The sequence below is a fragment of the Actinomycetospora sp. TBRC 11914 genome (assembly GCF_012933465.1).
In the GTDB taxonomy this organism is placed as follows: Bacteria; Actinomycetota; Actinomycetes; order Mycobacteriales; family Pseudonocardiaceae; genus Actinomycetospora.
In genome coordinates this window covers 1-23,818 of sequence record NZ_JABBND010000020.1, presented here as the reverse complement: position 1 = coordinate 23,818, position 23,818 = coordinate 1, and the positions used below count along the sequence as shown (strand labels likewise).

18 protein-coding genes are annotated in these 23,818 nt (G+C 76.5%); 3 read left to right on the top strand and 15 right to left on the bottom strand.

The window, feature by feature from the left end:
- Nucleotides 1-17 precede the first annotated feature (17 nt).
- Nucleotides 18-1,004, bottom strand: coding sequence for a DNA repair protein RecO (gene recO / locus HH311_RS24910; RefSeq protein ID WP_312030383.1), 987 nt, complete (start codon nucleotides 1,002-1,004; stop codon nucleotides 18-20).
- A 128-nt stretch (nucleotides 1,005-1,132) separates the two neighbouring features.
- Between recO and HH311_RS24905 the strand changes: the two genes are divergently transcribed.
- The gene (locus HH311_RS24905) at nucleotides 1,133-1,465 is read left to right on the top strand and encodes a DUF4190 domain-containing protein (protein ID WP_169186413.1); all 333 of its coding nucleotides are present in this window, start codon (nucleotides 1,133-1,135) and stop codon (nucleotides 1,463-1,465) included.
- 134 nt (nucleotides 1,466-1,599) lie between these two features.
- On the opposite strand, the gene era is transcribed toward HH311_RS24905, so the two are convergent.
- The 13 genes from era to HH311_RS24840 all read right to left on the bottom strand — a co-directional run bounded on the left by era (nucleotide 1,600) and on the right by HH311_RS24840 (nucleotide 18,098).
- Nucleotides 1,600-2,493, bottom strand: coding sequence for a GTPase Era (gene era, locus HH311_RS24900; protein ID WP_169186412.1), 894 nt, complete (start codon nucleotides 2,491-2,493; stop codon nucleotides 1,600-1,602).
- Complete coding sequence (lhgO, locus tag HH311_RS24895; RefSeq protein WP_169186411.1) at nucleotides 2,490-3,761, bottom strand: L-2-hydroxyglutarate oxidase; 1,272 nt, start codon at nucleotides 3,759-3,761, stop codon at nucleotides 2,490-2,492. Before lhgO ends, era begins: the two co-directional genes overlap by 4 nt.
- 25 nt (nucleotides 3,762-3,786) lie before the next feature.
- On the bottom strand, nucleotides 3,787-5,229 hold the full coding sequence (locus HH311_RS24890; RefSeq protein ID WP_169186410.1) for a hemolysin family protein: 1,443 nt from the start codon (nucleotides 5,227-5,229) through the stop codon (nucleotides 3,787-3,789).
- Entirely contained in the window at nucleotides 5,226-5,801 is a 576-nt protein-coding gene (gene ybeY, locus HH311_RS24885; protein WP_169186409.1) for an rRNA maturation RNase YbeY, read from the bottom strand. Before ybeY ends, HH311_RS24890 begins: the two co-directional genes overlap by 4 nt.
- Before the next feature lie 5 nt (nucleotides 5,802-5,806).
- Nucleotides 5,807-6,826 (bottom strand): PhoH family protein, encoded by a 1,020-nt coding sequence (locus tag HH311_RS24880; RefSeq protein ID WP_312030401.1) that lies wholly within the window; start codon nucleotides 6,824-6,826, stop codon nucleotides 5,807-5,809.
- Nucleotides 6,827-6,992: 166 nt separating this feature from the next.
- Nucleotides 6,993-8,681 carry an ABC-F family ATP-binding cassette domain-containing protein gene (locus HH311_RS24875; RefSeq protein ID WP_169186407.1) on the bottom strand — a complete coding sequence of 563 codons (1,689 nt, stop codon included), beginning with the start codon at nucleotides 8,679-8,681 and terminating at the stop codon, nucleotides 6,993-6,995.
- Between the two features lie 245 nt (nucleotides 8,682-8,926).
- Nucleotides 8,927-9,835, bottom strand: a complete 909-nt coding sequence (locus HH311_RS24870; protein WP_169186406.1) for a S9 family peptidase — start codon at nucleotides 9,833-9,835, stop codon at nucleotides 8,927-8,929.
- Nucleotides 9,835-10,593: a 16S rRNA (uracil(1498)-N(3))-methyltransferase gene (locus tag HH311_RS24865; protein WP_169186405.1), complete on the bottom strand. Its 759-nt coding sequence runs from the start codon at nucleotides 10,591-10,593 to the stop codon at nucleotides 9,835-9,837. The genes HH311_RS24870 and HH311_RS24865 overlap by 1 nt, the downstream gene beginning before the upstream one ends.
- 235 nt (nucleotides 10,594-10,828) lie before the next feature.
- Nucleotides 10,829-11,989, bottom strand: a complete 1,161-nt coding sequence (dnaJ, locus tag HH311_RS24860) for a molecular chaperone DnaJ (protein ID WP_169186404.1) — start codon at nucleotides 11,987-11,989, stop codon at nucleotides 10,829-10,831.
- Between the two features lie 81 nt (nucleotides 11,990-12,070).
- The gene (gene hrcA, locus HH311_RS24855; RefSeq protein WP_169186403.1) at nucleotides 12,071-13,099 is read right to left on the bottom strand and encodes a heat-inducible transcriptional repressor HrcA; all 1,029 of its coding nucleotides are present in this window, start codon (nucleotides 13,097-13,099) and stop codon (nucleotides 12,071-12,073) included.
- Between the two features lie 119 nt (nucleotides 13,100-13,218).
- Nucleotides 13,219-14,817: a dynamin family protein gene (locus tag HH311_RS24850; RefSeq protein ID WP_169186402.1), complete on the bottom strand. Its 1,599-nt coding sequence runs from the start codon at nucleotides 14,815-14,817 to the stop codon at nucleotides 13,219-13,221.
- On the bottom strand, nucleotides 14,814-16,838 hold the full coding sequence (locus HH311_RS24845; RefSeq protein WP_169186401.1) for a dynamin family protein: 2,025 nt from the start codon (nucleotides 16,836-16,838) through the stop codon (nucleotides 14,814-14,816). Before HH311_RS24845 ends, HH311_RS24850 begins: the two co-directional genes overlap by 4 nt.
- 273 nt (nucleotides 16,839-17,111) lie before the next feature.
- Complete coding sequence (locus HH311_RS24840; protein WP_169186400.1) at nucleotides 17,112-18,098, bottom strand: IniB N-terminal domain-containing protein; 987 nt, start codon at nucleotides 18,096-18,098, stop codon at nucleotides 17,112-17,114.
- A gap of 499 nt (nucleotides 18,099-18,597) precedes the next feature.
- Here HH311_RS24840 and HH311_RS32845 point away from each other — a divergent pair, with 499 nt between their 5' ends.
- Nucleotides 18,598-20,640, top strand: a complete 2,043-nt coding sequence (locus HH311_RS32845; RefSeq protein ID WP_169186399.1) for an Hsp70 family protein — start codon at nucleotides 18,598-18,600, stop codon at nucleotides 20,638-20,640.
- Nucleotides 20,637-22,205, top strand: coding sequence for a LuxR C-terminal-related transcriptional regulator (locus HH311_RS24830; protein WP_169186398.1), 1,569 nt, complete (start codon nucleotides 20,637-20,639; stop codon nucleotides 22,203-22,205). Before HH311_RS32845 ends, HH311_RS24830 begins: the two co-directional genes overlap by 4 nt.
- 35 nt (nucleotides 22,206-22,240) lie before the next feature.
- Here the strand turns inward: HH311_RS24830 and HH311_RS24825 are convergent, their stop codons facing one another.
- Nucleotides 22,241-23,758 carry a PQQ-binding-like beta-propeller repeat protein gene (locus HH311_RS24825; protein WP_169186397.1) on the bottom strand — a complete coding sequence of 506 codons (1,518 nt, stop codon included), beginning with the start codon at nucleotides 23,756-23,758 and terminating at the stop codon, nucleotides 22,241-22,243.
- Nucleotides 23,759-23,818: the final 60 nt, after the last annotated feature.

The window sequence follows — 23,818 nt, the reverse complement described above, 5'->3', positions numbered from 1 at the left end:
ACGCTGACGGAGGGGGCTCACGGGAGGGCTCCGGCGTCGTCGGGGGTGCGTTCGTCCTGTTCTTCCGCGCGAGGGGAACCCTCGGCCGGTTCTAGCGACCGGATGTTCCCCTCGCGTCCCGCGGGCACCCGCTCGTCACCGCCGCGAGGGGACGATCCGGTCGCTCTTTCCGCATGAGGGTTCCCCTCGTGCGGGAGGTCGTCGGGCATCCCGGCCTCGAGATCCACCCGCGGCACCCCGCGGCGGTCCACCAGCGGCAGCGAGCGCAGCCGACGCTCCAGGTGCCACTGCAGGTGGGCGGCGACGAGGCCCGCGGCGTCGCGCCGGGCGTCGGGCGGGCTCTCCTCCGCGACGTCCCAGTCGCCGTCGCGCAGCGCCTCGAGCAGCCGCCACGTCCACCACGACGGCACGACGGCGCCGCCCGGACGGCACGCGTCGCACACCGCCCCGCCCGCCGCGACCGCGAACCGGTGGTGGAACCCGTGCGTGCCCTCGGGCGCATCGAGGGGCGTCTCCGGCTCCGTCCCGCAGCGCGCACACTCGGTGATCGCCGGGGCGTACCCGGCGATGACCATCGCGCGCAGCAGGTACGCGTCGAGCACCAGGTGCGGGTCCCGACGACCGCCCGCGAGACCCCGCAGCGCCCCCACCAGCAGCAGGAAGAGCTCCCGGGCCGGCTCCCCCTCCTCGGGGGTGAGCCGGTCGGCGGTCTCGAGCAGCGCGCAGCCGGCGGTGTAGCGCGGGTAGTCGACGACGAGGTCCCCGCCGAACGCGTCGATCGTCTGCACCTGCGTGACGATGTCGAGGCTGCGGCCGGTGTGCAGCTGCAGGTCGACGTGCCCGAAGGGCTCCAGCCGGGCCCCGAACCGCGAAGTGGTGCGGCGGACCCCCTTGGCGGTGGCACGCACCTTGCCGTGGCGGTGGGTCAGCAGCGTGACGATGCGGTCGGCCTCACCGAGCTTCTGACACCGCAGCACCACGCCGGTGTCGCGGTAGAAGCTCACGCGTCCATCCTGACACTTCGTCGGGCCGGTTTCCCGACGCCAGGCGCATCACCCGTCCGGCCCTACGTGTCCGATTCGTCGGCGGACTAACGTCACTCTCCGTCACATCAAGCCGAGGAGGAACCTCCATGACCACTCCGCAGCAGCAACCCACCGGCTACGACGCCTGGTCGCCCACCCCACCCCCGGCCCAGCCCCTGTACGGCCCGCCGGGCCACCTCCCGGCCGCGCGGTGGAACACCACGTCGATCGTCGCGCTGATCACGGCGTTCTTCCTCCCGCTGGTCGCGGTGGTGCTGGGGTGGGTGTCGGTCCGGCAGATCGCCCGGACCGGCGAGCAGGGCAAGCCGCTCGCGATCACCGCCCTCGTGATCGGCGGCCTCGGGTGCCTGGGCTGGATCCTGTTCTGGACCGCGATCATCGCCGGGGGCGGGAGCTTCTCCTACTCGGTGGGTGGGTAGCGAGCGCCGTTCGGGGCCGAGTGGGCGGCCATGGCTGCCCCCGGAGCCGTGGAGGTCCACTCGACCGCCGAGGGCCGCGCCGAGTGGACCTCCACGGCTGCCGCCCCAGCCCTGATGGTCCACTCGCCAGCCACCTAGAACCCCAACCGCCGCAACTGCCGCGGATCCCGCTGCCAGTCCTTGGCCACCTTGACGAACAGGTCGAGGTGGACCTTCGTGCCGAGCATCGCCTCGATCTGCTGGCGGGCCCGCGTCCCGACGTCCTTGAGCCGCGACCCGCCGCGCCCGATGACGATCGCCTTCTGCGACTGCCGCTCCACGAAGATCTCGGCGCGGATCTGCAGCGTCTTCCCCTCGGTCATCTCCTCGACGACGACGGCGAGCGAGTGCGGCAGCTCGTCCCGGACCCCCTCGAGAGCGGCCTCGCGGACGAACTCGGCGATCATCGTCGTCTCCGGCTCGTCGGAGAGCTCCCCCTCCGGATAGAGCGGCGGGCCGGGCGGCATCTGGGCGAGCAGCAGGTCGGCCAGCAGCGAGACCTGGTCGCCCTTCGTCGCCGACACCGGCACGATCTCGGCGAACTCGGCCACCTGCGAGAGCGCCATCAGCCGCTCGGCGATCACGTCCCGGCTCACCAGGTCGGTCTTGGTGAGGATGCCGATCAGCGGCGTGCGGTCGGCGACCTTGCGCAGCTCGGAGACGATGAACCGGTCGCCGGGCCCGATCTCCTGGTCGGCCGGCACGCAGAACCCGACGACGTCGACCTCGGCCCACGTCGTGCGCACCACGTCGTTGAGCCGCTCCCCCAGCAGCGTCCGCGGCTTGTGCAGCCCCGGGGTGTCGACGAGCACGAGCTGCCCGTCGTCGCGGTGCACGATCCCGCGGATGGCGTGCCGGGTGGTCTGCGGGCGCGACGAGGTGATCGCCACCTTCTGCCCGACCAGCGCGTTCGTCAGCGTCGACTTCCCGACGTTCGGCCGCCCGACGAAGCAGGCGAACCCGGAACGGAAGCCCTCGGGCCAGGTCACGACGCGACCGCTGTGTCCACAGCCTTGCCCTCGAGCCGCGCGACGATCTCCCGCCCGATGGGCAGGGCCGCCGTCGCCGCCGGCGAGGGCGCGTTGAGCACGTGCAGCACCGTCGGCTCGTCGGCCGCCGCGGCCGCCGTCGAGCCGTCCTGCACGAACAGGAAGTCGTCGACCAGCGAGCCGTCGGGACGCACCGCCTGGGCGCGCACCCCGGCGCGGCGCATGACGTCGTGCGGCGGGTGCAGGTCGGCCGCGGTCGTGCCGGGCAGCATCTTCGACACCGCCCGGGCCATCGCCGCCTTCGACACCGACCGGTGCATCTCGCCGAGCCCGTAGCGCCACTGCCGGGCCGCGAGCGACAGGAACCCCGGATCGGTCAGCGTCCCGGCGAGCTCGCGCGCCCGCAGCGTCCGCCAGTCGTAGCCCTCGCGGGCCAGCGCGAGCACCGCATTCGGCCCCACGTGCACCGAGCCGTCGACGCCGCGGGTGGCGTGCACCCCGAGGAACGGGAACGCCGGGTCGGGCACCGGGTAGACCAGGCCGCGCACCGCGTCGGCCTTCGGCCCGCGCAGGTCGGAGTACTCGCCGCGGAACGGCACGGTGCGCACCCCGGGGTCGAAGCCCGAGGCGCGGGCGATCTCGTCGGAGCGCAGGCCCGCGCAGACCACGACCTGCCCGGCCAGCAGGTCACCGGCGTCGGTGTGCACGACGACGTCCCGGCGCCGGCGCACGGCCGAGCGCACCGCCCGTCCGGTGTGCAGCGTCGCCCCGCGGGCGACCGCCAGCTCGGCGAGCCGGCGGGTGATCGCCTCGTAGTCGCAGATCCCGGTCGAGGGCACCCACAGCCCGGCCACCGCCGAGACGGCGGGCTCCCGGTCGCGCACGCCGGCGGCGTCGAGCTCGTGCACCTCGACGCCGTTCGCGCGGCCCCGCCGGACGAGCTCGGCCATCCGGCCCCGTTCGGAGTCGTCGGTGGCGACGACGACCTTGCCGCACTCCGCGTAGGGCAGCCCCTGCTCCGCGCAGAACGCCTTGGTCTCCGCGCACCCGGTGACGGCGAGCCGGGCCTTGAGCGAGCCGGGCGCGTAGTAGAGCCCGGAGTGGATGACGTTGGAGTTGCGGCCGGTCTGGTGGGCGGCGAGCGAGGACTCCCGCTCGACCAGCGCCACCGAGGTGTGGCCCGCGTCGAGCAGCGCGGTGACGACGGCGAGCCCGACGATGCCGCCCCCCACGACGACGACGTCGTGGCGCGGGCTCGGGCCCGGCACGGATCCGGTCCCTGCGCGCGGCGCGTCAGCCACGGTGCTCCTCCCCCCGGGCTCCGACCAGCCCGGACTCGTGGGTCTCCTGCTTCTCCCCGGCCTCCCCACCATGCCGGTCGTCGGCCTCGCCGTCGGCCTCGGGGGGCGGGTTCGCGCGGGTCGGGCTCCGCTGCGCGTCGTCTCCCTGCGGGTCCCACACGAGCACCGACACGATCCGCATCCGGCCGCGGGCGTCCTCACCGCCCTCGGCGCGCAGCCGCAGGCCCCCGACCTCGGCCTCCGCGCCGGGCAGCGGCACCCGGCCGAGGCGCTGGGCGAGGAGCCCGCCGACGGTGTCGACGTCCTCGGTGTCGAACTCCACGCCGGTCGCCTCCTCGAGGTCCTCGACCGGGAGGCGAGCGGAGACCCGCAGCGACCCGTCGTCGAGACGCTCCAGCGGGCGGTGCTCGGCGGTGTCGTACTCGTCGGTGATCTCGCCGACGATCTCCTCGAGGATGTCCTCGATCGTCACCAGCCCGGCGGTGCCGCCGTACTCGTCGACGACGAGGGCCATGTGGTTGCGGGTCCGCTGCATCTCGCGGAGCAGTTCGTCGGCCTGCTTGGAGTCCGGGACGAACGCCGCCGGGCGCATGATCTCGGCGACGGCCCCGGGGTGGTCGGTCGCGGCGTGCTCCGGGTCGTTCGCCTGCGCCGTGGTGAACCGGACCATGTCCTTGAGGTAGAGGACGCCGACGGTGTCGTCGACGTTCTCCCCGATCACCGGGATCCGGGAGTAGCCCGAGCGCAGCGCGAGCGCGAGCGCCTGGCGGACGGTCTTCTCCCGCTCGATCCACACCATCTCGGTGCGCGGGACCATCACCTCGCGCACCAGGGTGTCGTCGAGCTCGAACACCGACTGGATCATCGAGCGCTCGTCGTCGTCGACGAGGCCCCGGGCCTCCGCCATGTCGACCAGCTCGCGCAGCTCCACCTCGTGGCTGAACGGTCCCTCGCGGAAGCCGCGCCCGGGCGTGATCGCGTTGCCGATCCAGATCAGGAGCGTGGCCAGCGGGCCGAGCAGCCGCACGAGCGCGCGGATCGGCAGGGCGACCGCGAGCCCGATGCCGTAGGGGTGCTGCAGCCCGAGGGTGCGGGGGCCGACCCCGATGAGCACGTACGACACGACGATGACGACGACGGCCGCGATCGTCACCGCCAGGCCGTCGACCTGCACGAACTGCAGCGCGACGTACGCGCCGAGCACCGTCGCGACGGCCTCGCAGGACAGCCGCAGCAGGAGCAGCAGGTTGAGGTGGCGGGGCTTGTCCGCCACCACCGCCGCCAGCGCCCGCGCCCCGGTCCGGCCCTCGCGCACCAGCTGGTCGACCCGGGCCGGCGACATCGTGGTGATCGCCGCGTCCGCGGCCGCGAACACCCCGGCCAACGGCACCAGCAGCAGCGCCACGACCAGCTCGGCGGCCTGGGCCCCGGTCACGACGGGTCCGGTCCGCCGGGGGGATCGTCCAGGCCGACGGTGCCCAGCAGCTTCGCGTCCGCGGCGCGCTGGCGCTCGCGGGTGAGCCGCTCCCGCTCGGCGCGGGCCCGCTCGGCCACCTCGGTGCGCCACCCGGAGAGCAGCTCGCCCTGCAGGCCGAACATCTCCTTCTCCTCGTCCGGCTCGGCGTGGTCGTAGCCCAGCAGGTGGAGCACGCCGTGCACGGTGAGGAGGTGGAGCTCGTCGTCGAGCGAGTGCCCGGCCGACGCGGCCTGGTCCCGCGCGAACGCCGGGCACAGCACGATGTCCCCGAGCAGGCTGGGGCCCGACGGCGGCGCGTCGGGGCGCTTGGCGGTGTCGAGCTCGTCCATCGGGAAGCTCATGACGTCGGTCGGCCCCGGCTCCTCGAGCCACCGCTCGTGCAGCTCCGACATCGGCTCGAGCTCCACGAGCAGGATCGAGAGCTCCGCCAGCGGGCTCACCCCCATCTGCTCGAGGGCGTAGCGGGCGACGTCGACGATCGGCGCCTCGTCGACGTCGACCCCGGACTCGTTGGCGATCTCGATGCTCATCGCGCTCAGCGTCCCCGCCGCTCGCGACGGTTCTGCGGCGGCCCGTTCCGCGGGGCGCTCGGCACCGCCTTCGGACCGCCGGTGTTCCGCGCGTCCCAGCGCCCGTAGGCGTCGATGATGTCGGCGACGAGCCGGTGGCGGACCACGTCGGAGCTGGTCAGCTCGGCGAAGTGCACGTCGTCGACGCCGTCGAGGATCTGACGCACCACCTGCAGGCCCGACATCTGGCCGCCCGGCAGGTCGACCTGGGTCACGTCGCCGGTCACGACGATCTTCGACTCGAAGCCCAGGCGCGTCAGGAACATCTTCATCTGTTCCGGAGTGGTATTCTGGGCTTCGTCGAGAATGATGAACGCGTTATTAAGAGTTCTCCCGCGCATGTACGCTAGTGGCGCAATTTCGATTGTTCCGGCCGCCATCAGCTTCGGCACGGACTCCTGGTCGAGCATGTCGTGCAGCGCGTCGTAGAGCGGGCGCAGGTACGGGTCGATCTTCTCGGAGAGCGTGCCGGGCAGGAACCCGAGCCGCTCCCCCGCCTCGACGGCCGGGCGGGTGAGGATGATCCGGGTGACCTGCTTGGCCTGCAGCGCCTGGACCGCCTTGGCCATGGCCAGGTAGGTCTTGCCGGTGCCGGCCGGGCCGATCCCGAAGACGATCGTGTTGACGTCGATCGCGTCGACGTAGCGCTTCTGGTTCAGCGTCTTCGGCCGGATGGTGCGCCCGCGCCGGGACAGGATGTCCAGGCTGAGCACCTCCGCGGGAGAAGCGCCCTCCGCCGCCCCGTCGTCAGCGAGCATCCGCACCGTGCGGCGTACCGCGTCCGGATCGATCTGCTGGCCGCGGCTCGCGAGCACGACGAGCTCGGCGAACACCCGCTCGGCGAACCCGACGTCGGCCGGGTCCCCGGTCAGCGTCAGCTCGTTGCCGCGGACGTGGACGTCCGCGTCCAGCAGGTCCTCGGCCTCGCGGAGGTTCTCGTCGCGCTTGCCGAGCAGCGCTAGCAGGGCGGACTCGGGGACGACGATGCGTGATTCGCCGGACGTGGTCGCGCTCCCGGGCGTGGGGTCTGGCGTGGGTCCCTGGCCGGTCACGTGCAGATCGGTCCTGCTTCCTGCCTGGGAGCGGCCTCCGCTCCCCGCGTCGTCGTTGGAGACACCCGTACGGCTATCCCTCTGGCTACCGACAACCACTCTAGCCGCCACCCCCGACACCGTTCTGCCCGCGTGAGGCGGGTCGGGCGCCGCCGAGTGGCAGCACCGGGCCCTCCCACCGAGCGCGCAGCCACCGGTCGTGCGAGGTCACGACGACGGTGCCGGGCGCCTGCCCGAGCGCCTCCTCCAGCTCGGAGGCGAGCCGCAGCGAGACGTGGTTGGTCGGTTCGTCGAGCAGCAGCAGGTCGGGGCCGGCCGCGACGGCGACGGCGAGCGCGAGCCGTCGCCGCTGGCCCACCGACAGCCCGCCGACCGGCGTGCCGTGCTCCCGCTGGTGGAGCAGGCCGAGGGTGCGCAGGGGCACCTCCTCGGCGGTGACCGCTCCCACCAGCGCGGCGTAGGCGGCGCCGGCGGTCCGGTCGAGGGGCCCGACGTCGGGATCCTGCTCCAGCAGCGCGACCCGCCGCGCCCCGACGTCCACCCGCCCGGCGTCGGGGGCGAGCCGGCCCGCCAGCACGGCGAGCAGCGTCGACTTCCCCGACCCGTTCGGCCCCGTGACCAGCAGCTCCTCCCCCACCGGCACGTCGAGCCGGTCGACCGCCACCCGCGGGGGCGCCCCCGGCACCCCGTCGACCCGCAGGCCCCGCACGCTCACCGCGAGCCCGGACCCGCCGTCGTCGTCGCCGGTCAGCGGGCCCCGGAAGCGCAGCGGCGCGGGCGGCTTCGGGAGCGCGTCGCGCTCGGCGGCCTCGAGCCGGCGCTCGGCGTCGTGCACGCGTCGGGCCCGCGCCCGCTCGACTCCCGCGCCCTTGAACGCGTGGACGAACTTGTCGTTGTCCGTCGGCCCGCGCCCCGCCGCGATCGAGCGCAGGTCGGTCCGGGTCCTCTCCCGCAGCCGCGCGATCTCCTCCTGCTGCGCGGCCCAGGTCTCCTCCCACCGGCGCCGACTGCGGGCCTGGTGGTCGAGGTAGGCGGAGAACGTGCCGCCGAAGCGGCGCCCGCCCGCGCCGTCGGTCCCGAGGGCGCCGGCGTCGAGGTCGACCAGCTCGGTGGCCACGCGGTCGAGGAAGGTCCGGTCGTGGCTGGCCGCGACGACGACGCCGGGCAGGTCCACCAGGGACCGTTCCAGCAGGTCGAGGGCCTCGTCGTCGAGGTGGTTGGTGGGCTCGTCGAGCAGCAGGCAGGCCGGGCGGCGCACGAGGGCCGCCGCGAGGGCGAGCCGGGTGCGCTCACCGCCGGAGAGCGTGGCGACCGGACGGTCGCGGTCGAGGTCGGCGACGCCGAGCGCGGCGGCGGTGATCTCCGCGCGCCGGTCAGCGTCCCAGGCGTCGTGCCCGACCGCCCACGCGAGGACGTCGTCGTACGCGACGGCGACGTCCGTGCCGGCGGAGAGTTGCCCGGCGAGGTGCTCGAGCCGCGCGACGGCGTCGTGCAGCGGGCGCAGGGCGTCGTCGAGCAGCTCCCCGACGGTGCCCTCGGCGCCGGGGGCGGGCTCCTGCGGCAGGTACACGAGGTCGTCGGGGACCTGCACCGACCCGGCGTCAGGGGCGTCCCGGCCGGCGAGCAGGCGCAGCAGCGTGGACTTGCCCGTGCCGTTCTCCCCGATCAGCCCGACGCGGGTGCCGGGGGCGGCGACGAGGTCGACGCCGTCGAGGACCCGGCGGTCGGCGAACGTGCGGGTGAGGCCGCGGGCGACGAGCGGCGCAGCGGTGGTCGTGGGGGCAGCCATGGGCGACGTCTCCGGGAGGCGGAGGGGTGACCCCGGCGGGCGCGCAGGTGGGCCGCGGCCGGTGGTCGGGACGTCGTCAGAGCTCCATGGTGCGCTCGACGATACCGGGGGGACCGGGCTGGTCAACGGGGTTTCCGCCGGGCCACCCGGCCCCGACCCGCGAGATCACGTCTTCGGCGGCGTGTCCTCGCGACGGTTGGGCGTGTCGCCACCGAAATCGCGATCAAGGACCGGCGCCTCCCCCGTTACCCGAGCAGGCCCATGACCTCGTCCCGGACGGAGCGCCAGGCCGCCGTCGCCGGGTCGATGAGCTGGAAGTGGTCGACCCCGGGCAGCTCGACGAGGCGGGCCTGCCCGCGGGCGGCGGTCGCGGCCGCGACGTAGCGCCGGGACTGGTCGATCGGCACCGTCGCGTCGGCCGTCCCGTGCACCGCCACGACGGGGCACGGCGCGGGCACGAGCGCGGCCGGCGAGGCCACGGCGTAGCGGGCGGCCTGGGTCGTCGGGGGTCCGCCGAGGAGGTCGACGACGGCGCCGGCCCCGAGCCCCTGGTCGGCGCCCGCCACGAGGTCGAGCACCCCGGCCTGTGTCACCACCCCGCGCGGCGCGACCCGCGGGGCTGCGCCGGGCGAGGGTCGCTGCAGCCGTGACCTCGACCCGGCCCACGCCGCGAGCTGCCCGCCGGCGGAGTGGCCGAGCAGGACGACGCGGCCGGGGTCCAGGGCCTGCCCGGCTCCCCGGGCCGCTTCGGCCGCCGTCCCGGCGAGGAGGTCGACGGCGGCCGCGACGTCGTCCAGCGTCGTCGGGAACCCGCCGCCCGCGCCCACTCGCCGGTACTCGACGTTCAACGCCGCGACGCCGGCGTTGGTGAGGTCGACCGCGAGCGGCTCCCCCAGCTCCAGGCCGTACTGCGCCCGCCAGTAGCCCCCGTGGAGCACGACGACGACCGGCAGCGGACCGGGCGCCCCCGGGGGCGGCAGGTGGAGCACCGCGTACTGGGCGGGGTCGGGGCCGTAGCGCAGGGTCGTGGGCCCGGGGGTGCCGGGGCGGGCGGCCGGGGTGGCCCCGCCGACGCCGCTCCCGACGGTGCTGCACGCGGCGAGCAGGCCGGTCGCGGCGGCGGCGAGCGTGGCGAGGACGGAGCGGCGGGTCATCACCGGGTCCACCGGCCGGTGCGGACCCCCAGAGCCCCCAGCGCGACGGCCCCCGCCGACGACGTCCGCAGGACGTCGGGGCCGAGCCGGACCGGCGTCGCGCCGGCCTCGACCAGCCGGGCCGTCTCCGCCTCGGTGACCCCGCCCTCGGGCCCGACGACGAGGACGACCTCGCCGGCCTCGGGCAGCGCCACGGTCGCGAGCGACTCCTCGGCCGCGGCCTCGAGCAGCAGCGGGGTGGTGCCGCCGAGCCGCCCGGCGAGCTGCGGCGTCGTCACCGGGTCGTCGACCCGCGGGACGCGCGGACGCCGGGCCTGCTTGGCGGCCTCGGTCGCGGTGGCGCGCCAGCGGGCGAGGGCCTTGGCACCGCGGGGCCCGTCGTCCCACCGGGTCACGCACCGCTCGGCGCGCCAGGGCACGACGGCGTCGACCCCGGCCTCCGTGGCCAGCTCGACGGCCAGCTCGCCGCGGTCGCCCTTCGCGAGGGCCTGGACGAGGGTGATCACCACGGCCGGGGGTTCGTCGTGGCGGCGCTCCCGGATCGTCGCGGTGACGCTGCCCTTCGCGGTCGAGGTGACCTCGGCGCGGGCGCGGGTCCCGGCGCCGTCGCCGAGCAGGATCACCTCGCCGGGCGTGACCCGCTTGACGTCGGCCGCGTGCCGGCCCTCGGGGCCGCCCAGGGTGACCACGCCGGACGTCGGGACCTCGTCGACGAGGAACAACGCCGGGCGCGACCAGGCCTCGAGATCGTCGGTCACGGTCGGCCGAGGTCAGCGGCGGGCCGGTACTGCCCCGGAACCGGCCGAGCGCGCCACGCGCGAGCGGCGCCGTCCTCGCGCCGGACGCGAGCAATGTGCCATTGCTCCCATGGGGCCGGCCGACCCCGCGACGAGCGAACGGCGCCGTCGTCGCGTCCCACGGCAGGAATGCGCCATTGCTGGCACGAGGCCGGAGCCGCGCACCAGGCCGGAGCCGCGCACCAGGCCGGAGCGCTCACCGCCCCCGACCGGCCGTCTTCCGTCGGCCGAACAGCCCGTTGCGGTGCTGCCCCGCGTACTCGGGCTGCTCCTCCCCGCGCAGGGCCGCCAGCTCGCGCAGGAGCTCGGTCTGGCGGGCGTCGAGCTTCTCGGGCACCCCGACGTCGAGGTGCACCAGCAGGTCGCCCCGCCCCTCGGTGCGCCCGGACGAGCGCAGCCGCGGCATCCCCTTGCCGCGCAGCGTGTAGACGGTGCCGGGCTGCGTGCCGGGCTCGACGTGCAGCTCCTCGTCGCCCTCGAGGGTCCGCTGCTGCAGCGTCGTGCCGAGCGCGGCCGCCGTCATCGGCAGCGTCACGTGGCAGTGCAGGTCGACGCCGTCGCGCTCGAAGTAGTCGTGGGGCTCTTCGGAGACCTCGACGTAGAGGTTGCCGGCCGGGCCGCCGCCGGGCCCGACCTCGCCCTGGCCGGCCATCCGGATGCGCATCCCGTCGCCGACGCCGGGCGGGACCTGCACGGTCACGGTGCGCCGGGCCCGGACGCGGCCGTCGCCGCCGCACTGCTGGCAGGGGTTGGGGATGATCTCGCCGAGCCCGCGGCACACCGGGCAGGGCCGCGCGGTGACGACCTGCCCGATGAACGAGCGCTGCACGTTCTGGATCTCGCCGCGCCCGCCGCAGGTGTCGCAGGGGATCGGGTGCGAGCCCTCCTCCGCGCCGCTGCCGTGGCAGCGCTCGCAGAGCACCGCGGTGTCGACGGTGAGCTCGCGGGCCACGCCGGCCGCGCACTCCTCGAGGGTGAGGTCGATACGGATCAGCGCGTCCTCGCCGGGCTGGACGCGCCCGCGCGGCCCGCGACCGGAACCGCCCCCGGCGGCGCCGAAGAACGCGTCCATGATGTCGCCGAGCCCGCCGAAGCCGGCGCTGCCGAACCCGCCGCCGAAGCCCCCGCCGCCGCTGCTGCCCGCGGTGGCCAGCGGGTCGCCGCCGAGGTCGACGATGCGGCGCTTCTCCGGGTCGGAGAGCACCTCGTAGGCGCTCTTGACCTGCTGGAAGCGCTCCGCGGCCTCGGGGTTGACGTCGGGGTGGAGCTCGCGGGCGAGCTTGCGGTACGCCCGGCGGATCTCCGCCTCGTCGGCCTCCCGGCTCACGCCGAGGATGTCGTAGTAGTCCGTGGCCACGCTCGTGTGTCCTCGTCGTCCTTCGTCGTCGTGCGGGTGTCGGGGTACCCGCGGATCGGTGGGGGTGGGGAGCGCCCGTCGTCAGCGTCCGCCCACGATCTCCCCCACATAGCGCGCGACGGCCCGGACCGCCGCGATCGTGCTCGGATAGTCCATGCGGGTCGGGCCGACGACGCCCATGCCGCCCAGCGCCTCGCCGGGCGTGGACAGCGGCCCGTAGCCGATGGAGATCGTGGAGGTCGCCCACATCTCCTCGGCCTCGTTCTCCTCGCCGATGCGCACCGTGACCTGTGCCGGGTCGCTCGACGCGGTCAGCAGCCGCAGCACGACCACCTGCTCCTCGAGCGCCTCGAGGACGCCGCGCAGCGAGGTGGCGTCGGCGCCCTGGCGGGCGAGGTTCGCCGTGCCGCCGAGGACCAGGCGCTCCTCGGGGTGCTCGACCAGCGACTCCACCAGCACCGAGGCCAGCGTCGTCAGGACGTGGCGCAGGTGGTCGGGGCCGTCCTCGGGGAGCGCCGCCACGCGGGCCGCCGCGGTGGTGAGCGGCTGCCCGACGAGCACGGTGTTGAGCAGGCCGCGCAGGAGCCCGACGTCGTCGTCGGTCAGCACGTCACCGAGGTCGACCACCCGCTGGTCCACCCGGCCGGTGTCGGTGATCAGCACGAGCATCAGCCGGGCCGGGGTGAGCGGGACGACCTCGAGGTGGCGCACCGTCGAGCGGGAGAGCGTCGGGTACTGCACGACGGCGACCTGGCGGGTGAGCTGGGCGAGCAGCCGCACGCTGCGGCGCAGCACGTCGTCGAGGTCGACGGCGCCGTCGAGGAAGGTCGCGATGGCCCGCTTCTCGGCCGCCGAGAGCGGCTTGATCTGCGAGAGCCGGTCGACGAAGAGGCGGTAGCCCTTGTCGGTCGGGATCCGGCCCGCGCTGGTGTGGGGCTGGATGATGTAGCCCTCGTCCTCCAGCGCCGCCATGTCGTTGCGGACCGTGGCGGAGGAGACCCCGAGGTTGTGCCGGTCGACGATCGCCTTGGAGCCCACCGGTTCGTTGGTGGCCACGAAGTCCGCGACGATCGCGCGCAGTACCGCGATGCGGCGTTCCTCGGCGTTCATCGACGTCGGACCTCCTCCCGCCGGTCGTGGCGATCCGACTCTCCATCCTAGGCGAGACGTGCCCACCCGGTCGGACGTGTGTGAGTCGGGGTCGCTCAGGTCCGCGGACGACGGTCCGCTCAGCCGGCCCCGACGGGCACCGGGCGCGCCGCGAGCAGCCCCTCGACGCTGCGCACGACGACGCGGGCGGTCTCGGTGGTGTCGCGGTCGGCGAACGGGTCCTCGGCGCGGGCACGCCAGCGGGCCAGCGTGGCGAGCGCCACGGCCCGCAGCTCCCCGTCGCCGGTGGCCTCGTCGAGCCCCAGTCGGGCCGCCGCCGACGGGCCGCGGTCGCCGAGCAGGCGCTCGGCCTCCTCGGTGAGCTCCGCGCCGGAACCGCGGCGCGCGGCCGCCAGCGGGCGGCGCCGCAGCGTCGTCAGGAGATCCAGTTCGACGATCTCGTGGGCGCCCGAGCGGGCCCGCTCCAGCTCGGCGGCGAGGGCGGTGAGCGCCGCCGCGCCCGGACCCGTCGCCGGCCGCGGCACCGGCGAGGGCCGCCGCGGCGCCGCCGGTTCCTCCGCGCGGGCCCGCCGCACCAGCCGGTCGACGGCGAGCAGGGCGGCGCGGGCCTGGAAGACGTCCCTCCGGGCGAGGAAGCGCTCGCCGAGCACCCCGCGGAGCTCGTCGAGGCCGCTGCGGCGGGCGAGCTCGGCGGCGAGCGCGGCCGAGTCGTCGACGCCGCGGCGCAGCAGCGAGGTCGCGAGCCGCACCCCGAACACCCCGAACCGGTCGAGCAGCGCGAGCCGCGTGCCCTCGGGGAGCCCGGCCGCGTCCGGCCCGCTCCCGGCGGCGACGAACCGGTCGGCGGTGAGCAGCTGCTCGTCGAGCTCGGCGCGCTCGAGGCGGGCGAGCGTGCGCAGCGCGGTGAACTCGACGCCGCGCAGCGTGCGGGCGGTCTCGGCGAGCAGCCCGGCCACCGTCGTCGTCGTGGCGCACCACGGGCGCAGCGCCGGGTCGCTGCGGTAGCGCCGCGCGACCTGGCCCGCGGCCATCACCGCGTCGACCCGGCCGCCGCCGACCTCGTCGGCCCGCGAGAGCACCACCAGCGTCCCCGCGGCCCCGACCCCGGCCGCGACCCGGTCGCCGTAGGCCTCGAGGAAGGCGACGTCGGGCTCGTGCAGGTGGCGCACCAGGTGCACGACGACGTCGGCGCCCCAGCCGCCGTGCTCGTCGTCCCCGGCGCCGTCCTGCCCGTGGCCGACCCACGGCCGCGGCCGGCCCTCGAGCGCGGCCGAGTCGACGCCGGGGGTGTCGACGAGGGTGAGCTCGCGCAGGTGCTGGGAGGGCCAGTCGACGTGCAGGGCGGCGACGCGGTCGAGCGGGAGCCGCTCGAGGTCGAGCACCAGCGACCCCCGACGGTGCAGCGCCGGCAGCTCGGCGGGGTCGGCCGGACGGCGCGCGCCGCGGTAGACGACGCCGATGCGGGGGCTGGGCGCGTCGGCGTAGTGGGTGACCAGGCGGGTGCACTCCCCCACCCCGGTCGGGGCGATCTGCTCGCCGACCAGCGCGTTGAGCAGCGTCGACTTTCCCGACTTCACCGACCCCGCGAGCGCCACCCGCAGCGGCCCGCCGAGCCGGCCGCGGTGGGCGTCGAGCAGGGCGAGGGCGTCGGGGTCGGCGGCGAACACCTCGGTGGCGCGGTCGAGCACGCCGCGGGCCGAGTCCAGCAGGGCGCTCACGGGGCGGCCGTCCCGGCGTGGATGCGGGCCCCAGGTTCCGAGCGAGGGGCCCCATCGCTCGATCTCCCCGACCGAACGGGCCCTTCGCTCGAAGCCGGGGAGGAGCGCGCCACCGCTGCGAACCCCGCCCGGCAGGCCGCCACCCGCTCCGCGAGCAGCTCGACCCGCCCCAGCTCGGCCCGCACGTCGCGCAGCCGCCGGTCCCGGGCACCCGTCGCGACCTCCTGCGCCGCCGCGGCCGCCGTCACCGCCTCGGCCACCGACCGGGCGAGGATCTCGGCCTGGCCGGTGAAGTGGTCGCGCAGCGTCCGCTGGACGTCGCGCAACAGGTCGCGGGAGCGCTTGCCGGCCAGGTGCAGCACCTCCTCGGCGTGCTTGCGCACCGCCTGCTTGGCCTCCGCCCGACGACGCTGCAGGGCGCGTTTCCGCTCGTCGCGGATCGTCTTCGAGCCCAGCAGCACCCCCGCGCCCACCGAGAACGGGTTGATCAGCGCGAGCCCCGACAACGTCGTCACCATCCCGACCATCAGCACGCCGCCGTAGGACCCGCGCATCCCGACGACGAGCCCGTTGGCCCACCCGATGCGCTCCAGCTCGGGCACCTCGATGTCGGGGACCCGCGGCAGCTCGGCGCGCACCAGCACCCCACCGGGCATGGTCTGCTCGACCGGGCTCTCGGGCTCGACCTCGTGCGCCGCCACCAGGGCCCCCGTCGAGGCCCCGGGCAGCCGGCCGCGGACGTCGTCGCCGGAGAGCGCGAAGTGCTCGGCCACCCGCTCGGCGAGCCGCCAGGTGCGCTCCCCCGCCCACACGAACGTCGTCGCGACCGCCTCGGCGACCTCCTCGGTCAGCCACGGCGCGAAGGTGTCCCACGAGGCGCCCGGGTCGGCCGCGTCGAGGGCCTCCTCGGCGGCGCGCACGACGTGGCGCATCCGGTCGCGCAGGTCCCAGTCGATGTCGGAGACGAGGTCGGAGACGCCGTCGGCGAGCGTCTGCTGCCAACGCGCGCTGCGCTCCTTGAGCTCGGCGGCGCGGTCGCGGGCGGCGGTGAGGTCGGCGGCGACCTCGCGGGCCCGCTCCGGGTCCTCGAGCCCGACCCGCTCGGCCTCCAGCGCCGCGCCCAGCTCCGCGACCGCCCCGGCGACCTGGTCGAGGACCCCGAGCGCGACCCCGGCCCCGGCGGGGTCGGCCACCCGGTCCCGCAGCAGCGCGGCGAGCGCCGGGAGCCCCGACTCGTCGGCGACGGCGGGCGCGGTCGGCTCACCCCGCTCGGCCAGGCGGCGGGCGTGGGCGGCGAGCGTGGCCGAGATCGGCAGCACGTCGGCCTCGAGGCCGTGGGCGGCGAGGTGGCGGCGGTCGAGGTCGCGGACCTCGCGCCAGCGCGGGTGCAGGTCGACCTTGGTGAGCGCGACGACGACGGTGCCGCACTGCTCGGTGGCCGCCCGGACCAGCGCGATCTCGGGGGCGGTGAGCTCGCGGGAGGCGTCGCTGACGACGACGACCGCGTGCGCCTCCGGGAAGCCCGCCCGCACCGCGAGCCCGCGGGCCGAGCGCGGGCCGCTCTCGCCCGGGGTGTCGACGAGCACGAGCCCGTCGGCCACCAGCCCGTCCGGCACGGTGACCTCGGCGGCGGTCCAGGTGGTGGCGTCGTCGGGCGGGTCGCCGGTGACGGCCCGGGAGAGGTCGGCCGCGCCGACCGGTCGCCGGACCTCGTCGTCACCGGTCGTCCCCACGAGCGTGGCCGTCGTCTCCGGGCCGTGGCGCACGACCGTCGGGAGCCGGGTGGCGACGTCGTCGTGCACCGGGCAGACCGGGGTGCCGACGAGCTCGCCGACCAGCGCACTCTTGCCCTGCTTGAAGTCCCCGACGACGAGGACCCGGGCCCCGGTGTCGGCGAGCCGGTCGCGGGCGGCGCCGAGCGCGGCGGCGAGGTCGGGCCGGCCGTAGGCGGTGGCGGCGCGGACCGCGAGGGCGGCGACCGCGCGGGCCTCGTCGTGATCCGGTCCTGGCTCCGCGCTCACCCGCACCCCCCGCCACGTCGTGACCCCGCGCCGAGCGGACTGCTCCGTTCGGCCGTATCCGGACCCTAACCGGGAGTGGTCTCGGAGAACCGCCGCGCGCAGCGGCACGGACGGTGGACCTTGGGCCTCCGGCCTCGTGCGTGCGTTCCCGTGTCAGGACACGGGAACGCACGCACGAGCGCGGACGCGCGAACAGCCGGGCCCCGACGTGGAGGGGCCCGGCTGTTCGGCCGGTCGCGGCGGGCGCGGTCGCCACGACCGGATGGGGGTGGCTCAGTGCGCGACGACCTCGTGGGTGTGCGCCTCGTGGGCGGCGAGGACGCCGTCGTCGTGCAGGTCCGGGGTGGCGGTGTCGTGGGCGAAGAGCGGGCCCGCGTCCCGGGTGCCGGCGTCGGCGTCGCCGGGGCCGGTCGAGGTGGCGTCGTGGGTCGAGTTGTCGGTGTTGTTGCTGTCGTGCTGGCTGGTGTCGGTGGCGGTGACCGTCGTGGTGGGGTTGTGGGTCGGGGTGGCCGTCGAGGCACCCGAGGCCGAGGTGGCGTCGCCGGCGCCGAACGACGTCGCCGCCGAGTTCTCCTCGGTGCCCGTCGCCGGGTCGTGCAGCGAGACCGCGCCGCCGTGGGACGCGCCGACCGAGCCGCCGACGGAGGTGGCGTCCCCGTCGCCGAAGGCCGCGGTGCCGCCGTGGTTGACCATGTTGCCCTCGCCGGCCACGGAGCCCGCACCGGTCGCGACCGGGGCAGCGAGGTTGCCGCCGACGGCCACGGCCCCGTCGCCGGACGCGATCTGCGGGTGGGTGTCGACGGTCGTGGTGACGTCGCCGTTGGCGATGATGTGCTGGTTGAGGTCGGTCGTGAAGTTCGCGTCGTGGGAGTCGAACGCGTAGTTGTTCGTGACCCAGTTCAGGTGCTGCACGACGCGGTCGATCTCGTGGTGGTGCTCGTGGGGCTCGGGCGCCGGGTGCCAGTGGTGGGCCGGCTCGTGATGCCAGTCGGGGGTCCAGTGGTGGTCGGGGTCGGAGACCACGGCCGCGGTGGAGGCGGTGGCGGCGCGGACGTCGTCGTCGTAGCGGGCGGCGACCGCGGCGGGGGCGTGGTCCATGACCAGCGGCAGCGCGTCGCGGGTGTCGGCGAAGCACAGGTTGTCCAGGCCGGCGGCCGCGAGGGTGCCCTGGGGGTCCTGGGCGAAGGCGGCCTGCGCCGACGGGTCGCGCAGCAGGTCGAGCAGGAACTGCAGGATGGTCTTGGCCTCGGTGGCGGGCATCGGTGGCTCCTCGGTGAGCGGGAATCTCTCGGCTCTCCGGAGCAGCGGGCTCCGGCGTCGAGGTGAACGCTAGGGACGCCGACCGGCCCTGCCATCGGTGTTTCTCCCGCGTCCCCGGGGCGCCGGGGAGGGGGATCCGACCACCCCCTCCCGTCCCTCCCCGGACCCCGATGCCGGCAATGGCACATTCCTGCCACCAGACGCCAGGACGGGGCCACTCACCCATCTCCGGCTCGCGCGGCCCGCGCCGGCAACGGCACATTCCTCGCACCTGACGCCAGAACGGCGCCGCTCGCTCATCGGCCGGCCCACCCGCCGTCGGCCGCGGAACGAACCCTCCGACCGGCACGCGCACGCTGCGCGCTCACCCGACGCGAGCATCGACACCCACTTGGGGGGATCGCCTCAACCTCCACCGCGAATACTCCGATTGGCTCAGTATGTTGGCCTTGACTGCCTAGTGACGATGTGCGGTCGAGCGGGTGACGGGGGGAGCACGGTGGGTTACGACCTCGGCATCGACCTGGGCGGGACGACGGTCGTCGCGGCGGTCCTGCGCTGGGCCGGCGGGCAGCCCGAACCGGTGGCGATCGGGGAGGCGGGGGCGCTGACGGTCCCGGCGACCGCGCACCGCGGGAGCGACGGCACGGTCCGCACCGGCGAGGACGCCGAGGAGCGCGCCGTCGTCGAGCCGGACGGCGTCGTCCGCGACGTGACCGCGCGGCTCGGCGACGAGGTCCCGCTGGTCGTCGGGGGCGAGCCGTGGCGGGCCGACGACGTCGCCGCCGAGATCGTCCTCGCGGCCGTCCGGCGGGTCGCCGCGCGCGAGGGCGGCGCGGCGCGCGCCCTCGCCGTCACGCACCCGGCGGGCTGGGGCCCGCACCGCGAGCGGACGCTGCGCCGCGCCCTGGTCCGCGTCGGCCTGGGGCACGCCACGCTGATCGCCGAGTCCCGCGCCGCCGCGCTGGCCGGGGCCCACGGCACCGTCGCCGGCGTCTACGACCTCGGCGGCCGCAGCTTCCGCGCCGCCGTCGTGCGCCGGGGCCGGGCGGGTGGCACGGAGGTCCTCACCGACTCCGGGGCCCCGGACCGCGCCGGCGGCACCGACGTCGACGCGGCCGTGCTCGCCCTGGTCCGCGAGCAGCTCGGCGACGACCTCGGCGCCGCGATCGAGGAGCTTCCCGACGACGAGGCCCGGCGCGGCCTGGCGACGCTGCGCGACGCGGCGCACGCCGCCAAGGAGCAGCTCTCGGCCGAGACCGAGGCGTCGGTGATGGTCTCCCTCGGCGCGCTGCACACCACCGTGCGGATCACGCGCGCCGACCTCGAGGCCCGGATCACGCCGCTGGTGGCCGCGACGGTCGAGTCGTTCGCGAGCACCGTCGACGCGGCCGGGGTGCCGCTCGACGACGTCGTGCTCGTCGGCGGGTCGTCCCGCATCCCGCTCGTGGCCCGGCTGCTCGCCGAAGAGCTCGGGCGCCCGGTCCACCCGGCCGCCGACCCGGTGACGGTGGTGGCCCAGGGCGCCGCCCTGGCCGCGGCGCAGCACGCCGCCGCGCGCCGGCGCGAGGCGGGGCTGGGCGAGCCAGGGCTGGGTGGGTCTCGTCCCGGGCCGGTGCCGACGTCGGGTGGGGCGCGGCACCGCGCCCCGGACCCCGACCCCGACCCCGACCCCGACCCCGACTCCGACGCCGTGCCCGTGGGGGCGGCGGCGGCGCGTGCGGGCGCCGCCGCCACCGCGGCGATGACGGCGGCCTACGCGACCGGCGCGAGCGCCGGGCACCACGCCCTCCGCGAGGACCTCGACGAGCCGCCCGGGACCGGCGGGGGCGGCGCGCTCGCCGCTGGCCGATCCGCGACGGCGCTGCTGGAACGGCCGCGCACCGCCGCCGACGACGTGCCCCGGCCACCGGTGCACACCGCGATGGCCCCGGTCGGGCCGCACGCCGAGCCCGGGCCGCTGCGCCGGTACCGGTCCTGGCTCCTCGCCGGGCTCACGGTGGTGGTGCTCGGCGCGGTCGCGGCGGCGGTCCCGATCCCGGGCCTCACCGCGTCGCGGGCCGCCGAGCCCGCGCCGACTCCCGCGACGACGGCGACCAGCCCGGCCCCGCCCTCCGCGAGCCCCTCCCCCACGCCGGTGGCCCCGGCGCCGACCGCACCGACCCCGACGACGGGCGCCGACCCGTCGTCGTCGGGATCGGGGACGGCGTCCTCCGGGAGCGGATCGTCGTCGGGCAGCAGTTCGTCGGGCAGCAGTTCGTCGGGCAGCGGCTCGTCGGGCAGCTCGTCCAGAGGTTCGTCGGGGACCCGGCACTCGACCGCCTCCCACCCGGCCGCCACGCGCACCAAGGCCTCCCCCGCCGCGTTCGCCCCGGCCGCCGCGCCCGCGCCGACCGCCGCCCCGGACCCGTCGTCGGGAGCCCCGGCAGCCACCGCCGCACCGACTCCGGCCGCGCCCGCGCCGACGGCGACGAGCGCCGCCGTCGAACCCGCCGCCGCCTCGACGAGCACGCCGACGCCGGTCCCCGGGGCCGGCTCGTGACCGCCGACCCCGTCCGTCCCGGGCCCGGTCCCGACGCCGCCGCCGCGGCCCGTGCCGCCCAGGACGGCGACCTGGACGCCGCCCTGCGCGGCGCCGACGCCGCGCTGCAGGCCGACGACCCGCGGGAGCAGGACGCCGGCGCGGTGGTGCTCGCAGCGGTGCTGCCCCAGCGGGGGCTCCTCGCGCGGGCGGCGGAGGTGCATCGCTGGCTCGCCGGGCGTCGGGGCCGTCCCGCGGCGGGGGCCGCCGTCGCGCTGCTGGGGTCCGGGGCGCTCGCCGAGGGCCAGCAGGCCGCTGCGTGCGGCGGCGGGCTGCCGGGACTGCGCGACACCGCGGAGACGCTGACCGCGCAGGGGCTGCTCGCGTCGGTCGAGGGCTCGGCGGGCACGGCGCTCTCGCTGCTGGTCCGCGCGACGACGGCGCTGGCGTCGGCGGTGGAGCGGTCCCCGATGGGCGACTCCCCGGCCGCGCTCGGCGCCCTGCTGGCCCTGCACCGCGGCGAGCCGGAGCTCGCCGACCCGCTGCTGGACCTCGCCGTCGACACCGACCTCGGCGGGCCGGGCCTGCGCCGCCGGCACCTGCTGCTGCGGGGCTGGGTGGCGCTGCTGCGCGACGACGAGGACGCGGCCCGCACGGCCCTCGGCGCGGCCGCCGACCTGCCCGGCGCGCCGGAGCCGCGCGACGAGCTCACCGGGGTCGCCCTGGAGGTCGCCCTCGCCCGGCGGGCCGGGGACACCCGTGGGCTGCTCGACCTGTGGTCCCGCGCCCGCCAGGCCCTGCTGCGCCACCCCGTGGACCTCTACTGCCTGCTCCCCGTGGGCGAGCTCGCCGTGGCCGCCGCCCGGCTGGGCGAGACCCGCTGGGTCGAGCCGCACCTCGCCGAGGCCGACGTGCTGCTCGAGGCGCTGGGGCGGCCGGCGTCGTGGAGCACGTCGTGGCACTGGGCGGGCCTGCACGCGGCGATCACCGCCGAGGACCGCGCGGCCGCCGCGGCGCACGCCGGGGCGCTGGAGGCCGCCGTCGTCCTCAACGACCGCGCCGCGGCCCCCGCCCGGGCCGCCCGGGTGTGGCTCGCGGTGCTCGACGGGGCGGTCGACGCCGAGGAGGTCGCGCAGGCCGCCGCCGGGCTGCGCGCGGTCGGGCTCGGCTGGGACGGGACGCGGCTGGCCGGCGAGGCCGCGATCCGCACGACCGACCGGGCCGCCTCCACCGCCCTGCTCGCGTGCGCCCGCACCCTGCAGGCCGGGCGGACCCCGGTCGCGCCGGTCGCCACCGCCCAGGCGCCCGCGATCCCTGGGCCCCCCGACCCGACGACCGAGGCCTCGGCGCGCGCGGCCGCCACGGTGCGGGCCCGGCGCGCGGGCGCGGCGGCGCTGACCGAGCGGGAGCGCGACATCGCCGACCTCGTGCTCGAGGGGCTCACCTACCGCGAGATCGCGGGCCGGCTCTACCTGTCCGCGAAGACGGTGGAGCACCACGTCTCGCGCATCCGGCGCCGGGTCGGGGCGGAGAGCCGGGCGGAGCTGTTCCAGGCCCTGGGTGGCCTGCGGCCTCGTGAGCACTAATTGTCGCTATACCGACAGTTAGTGCTCACGAGGCGTCAGCCACCTATCCGGACCGCGGAAATCCCGTGGTTCGTCGGGAGGAACAGCGCGTTGCCGCTCAGCGCGGGCGTGGCGAACCGGGTCGAGTCGCCGACCGACACCCGCGCCCGCTCGGTCCCGGTCGCCGCGTCGAGCCCGATGAGCGCGCCGTCCTGCTGGAGCGACCACACCGTCGTCCCGACGATCAACGGCGAGCCCGTCACCTGCGACGGCGCCTGCCAGCCCTTGACCAGCCGGCCGTCGGTGCCCACGCGCACCTGCAGCAGCCCCGACGAGCACGGCAGGTACGCCACCGCGCCGCCGCCCTGCACCGGGGCCGCCGCCCCGCCGCCGTAGGCCTCGCACCCGTCGACCTCGCCCTTCTGCCCGCCGACCCCGCCCATCCCGGCGAGGTCGACGAGGAACACGTTGCCGCCCTTGCCCGCCGTGACCACGTAGTGCGTGCCGGGCATCAGGACGGGGCCCATCGAGCCGAGGTCGGCGTCGGCCGAGTTCTCCTCCGCCCACTGCTGCGGGGCGAACCCGTCGACGAGCGCCAGCGCGGACGACAGCCGCAGCACCGAGTCGCTGTGGTCCCAGGTCCCGGACGTGGCCTCGCCGTTGCCGGTGGTGACGATGACGTCGCCGTTGGGGAGGGCGGCCGGTCCGGACGCGGCCCAGATCCCGGCTTCGCGTGAGGTGGGGACGACGAAGGTCTTCGCCGGGCCGGTGCCCGTCGTCGGGAGCCCGACGACGCTGCCCCGGTACTGCCCGCAGTCGCCGTAGTTGCCGCCGTAGGGGACGTAGACCGTGCCGGCGTCGACGAGCAGCGCGCCGCGCTGCAGGTGGGTGGCGGGGTCGACGCCGGGCACGTCGGCGTCGCGCTTGCTGCGGACGCCGCCGTTCGCCGGGTCGATGCCGTAGAGCTGGTGGCGCACGCCGGCCTCGGTGGTCGCGACGAACACCTGTCCGCTGGCCGGGTCGAGCGCGGGCGAGCCGGTGATGCCGATCGGGTCGATGTTGCCGCAGGGCAGCGCCGAGCCGGGCAGGGGATCGGCGAGGTGGGTGCGCCACCGGACCGCGCCGGTGACCGCGTCGAGCCCGTAGACCGACCCGCCCTCGGTGGCGGCGACGACCTCGCCGGCGACGACGACCGGGCTCCCGTAGACCTTCCCGTCGAGCGGGGTCTGCCAGGCGAGCCCGGGGTTGGCGGGGTCGGGTCCGGCGGCCACGTAGCCGGCGCGGGTGGCGTCCCCGTGGTAGGTCGTCCAGTCGGCCCCGGCGCGCACCCCGCCGGTGGGGGTCGGCGGCGGGGCGGGCGCCCCGGCCACCGCCGGCAGGACGAGCCCGGCGCCCGACGCCGGCACGCTCGGCGCCGGGTAGGGCGCGACCGTGGCGGGCGCCTGCGGCGGCGGGGCCGCGGGTCCCGCGTCGGAGTCGGAGGACCCCGACGAGCACCCCGCCAGCACCAGCACCCCGACGACGGTGGGCACCAGCGCCGCCGTCCACCGCCCCCACCGCGCGCGCCGCGTCACGGCGACGATGTTGCACCGGTGGTCAAGAGGTGCCTCCGGCTCGTGAGCACAAAGTGCCGC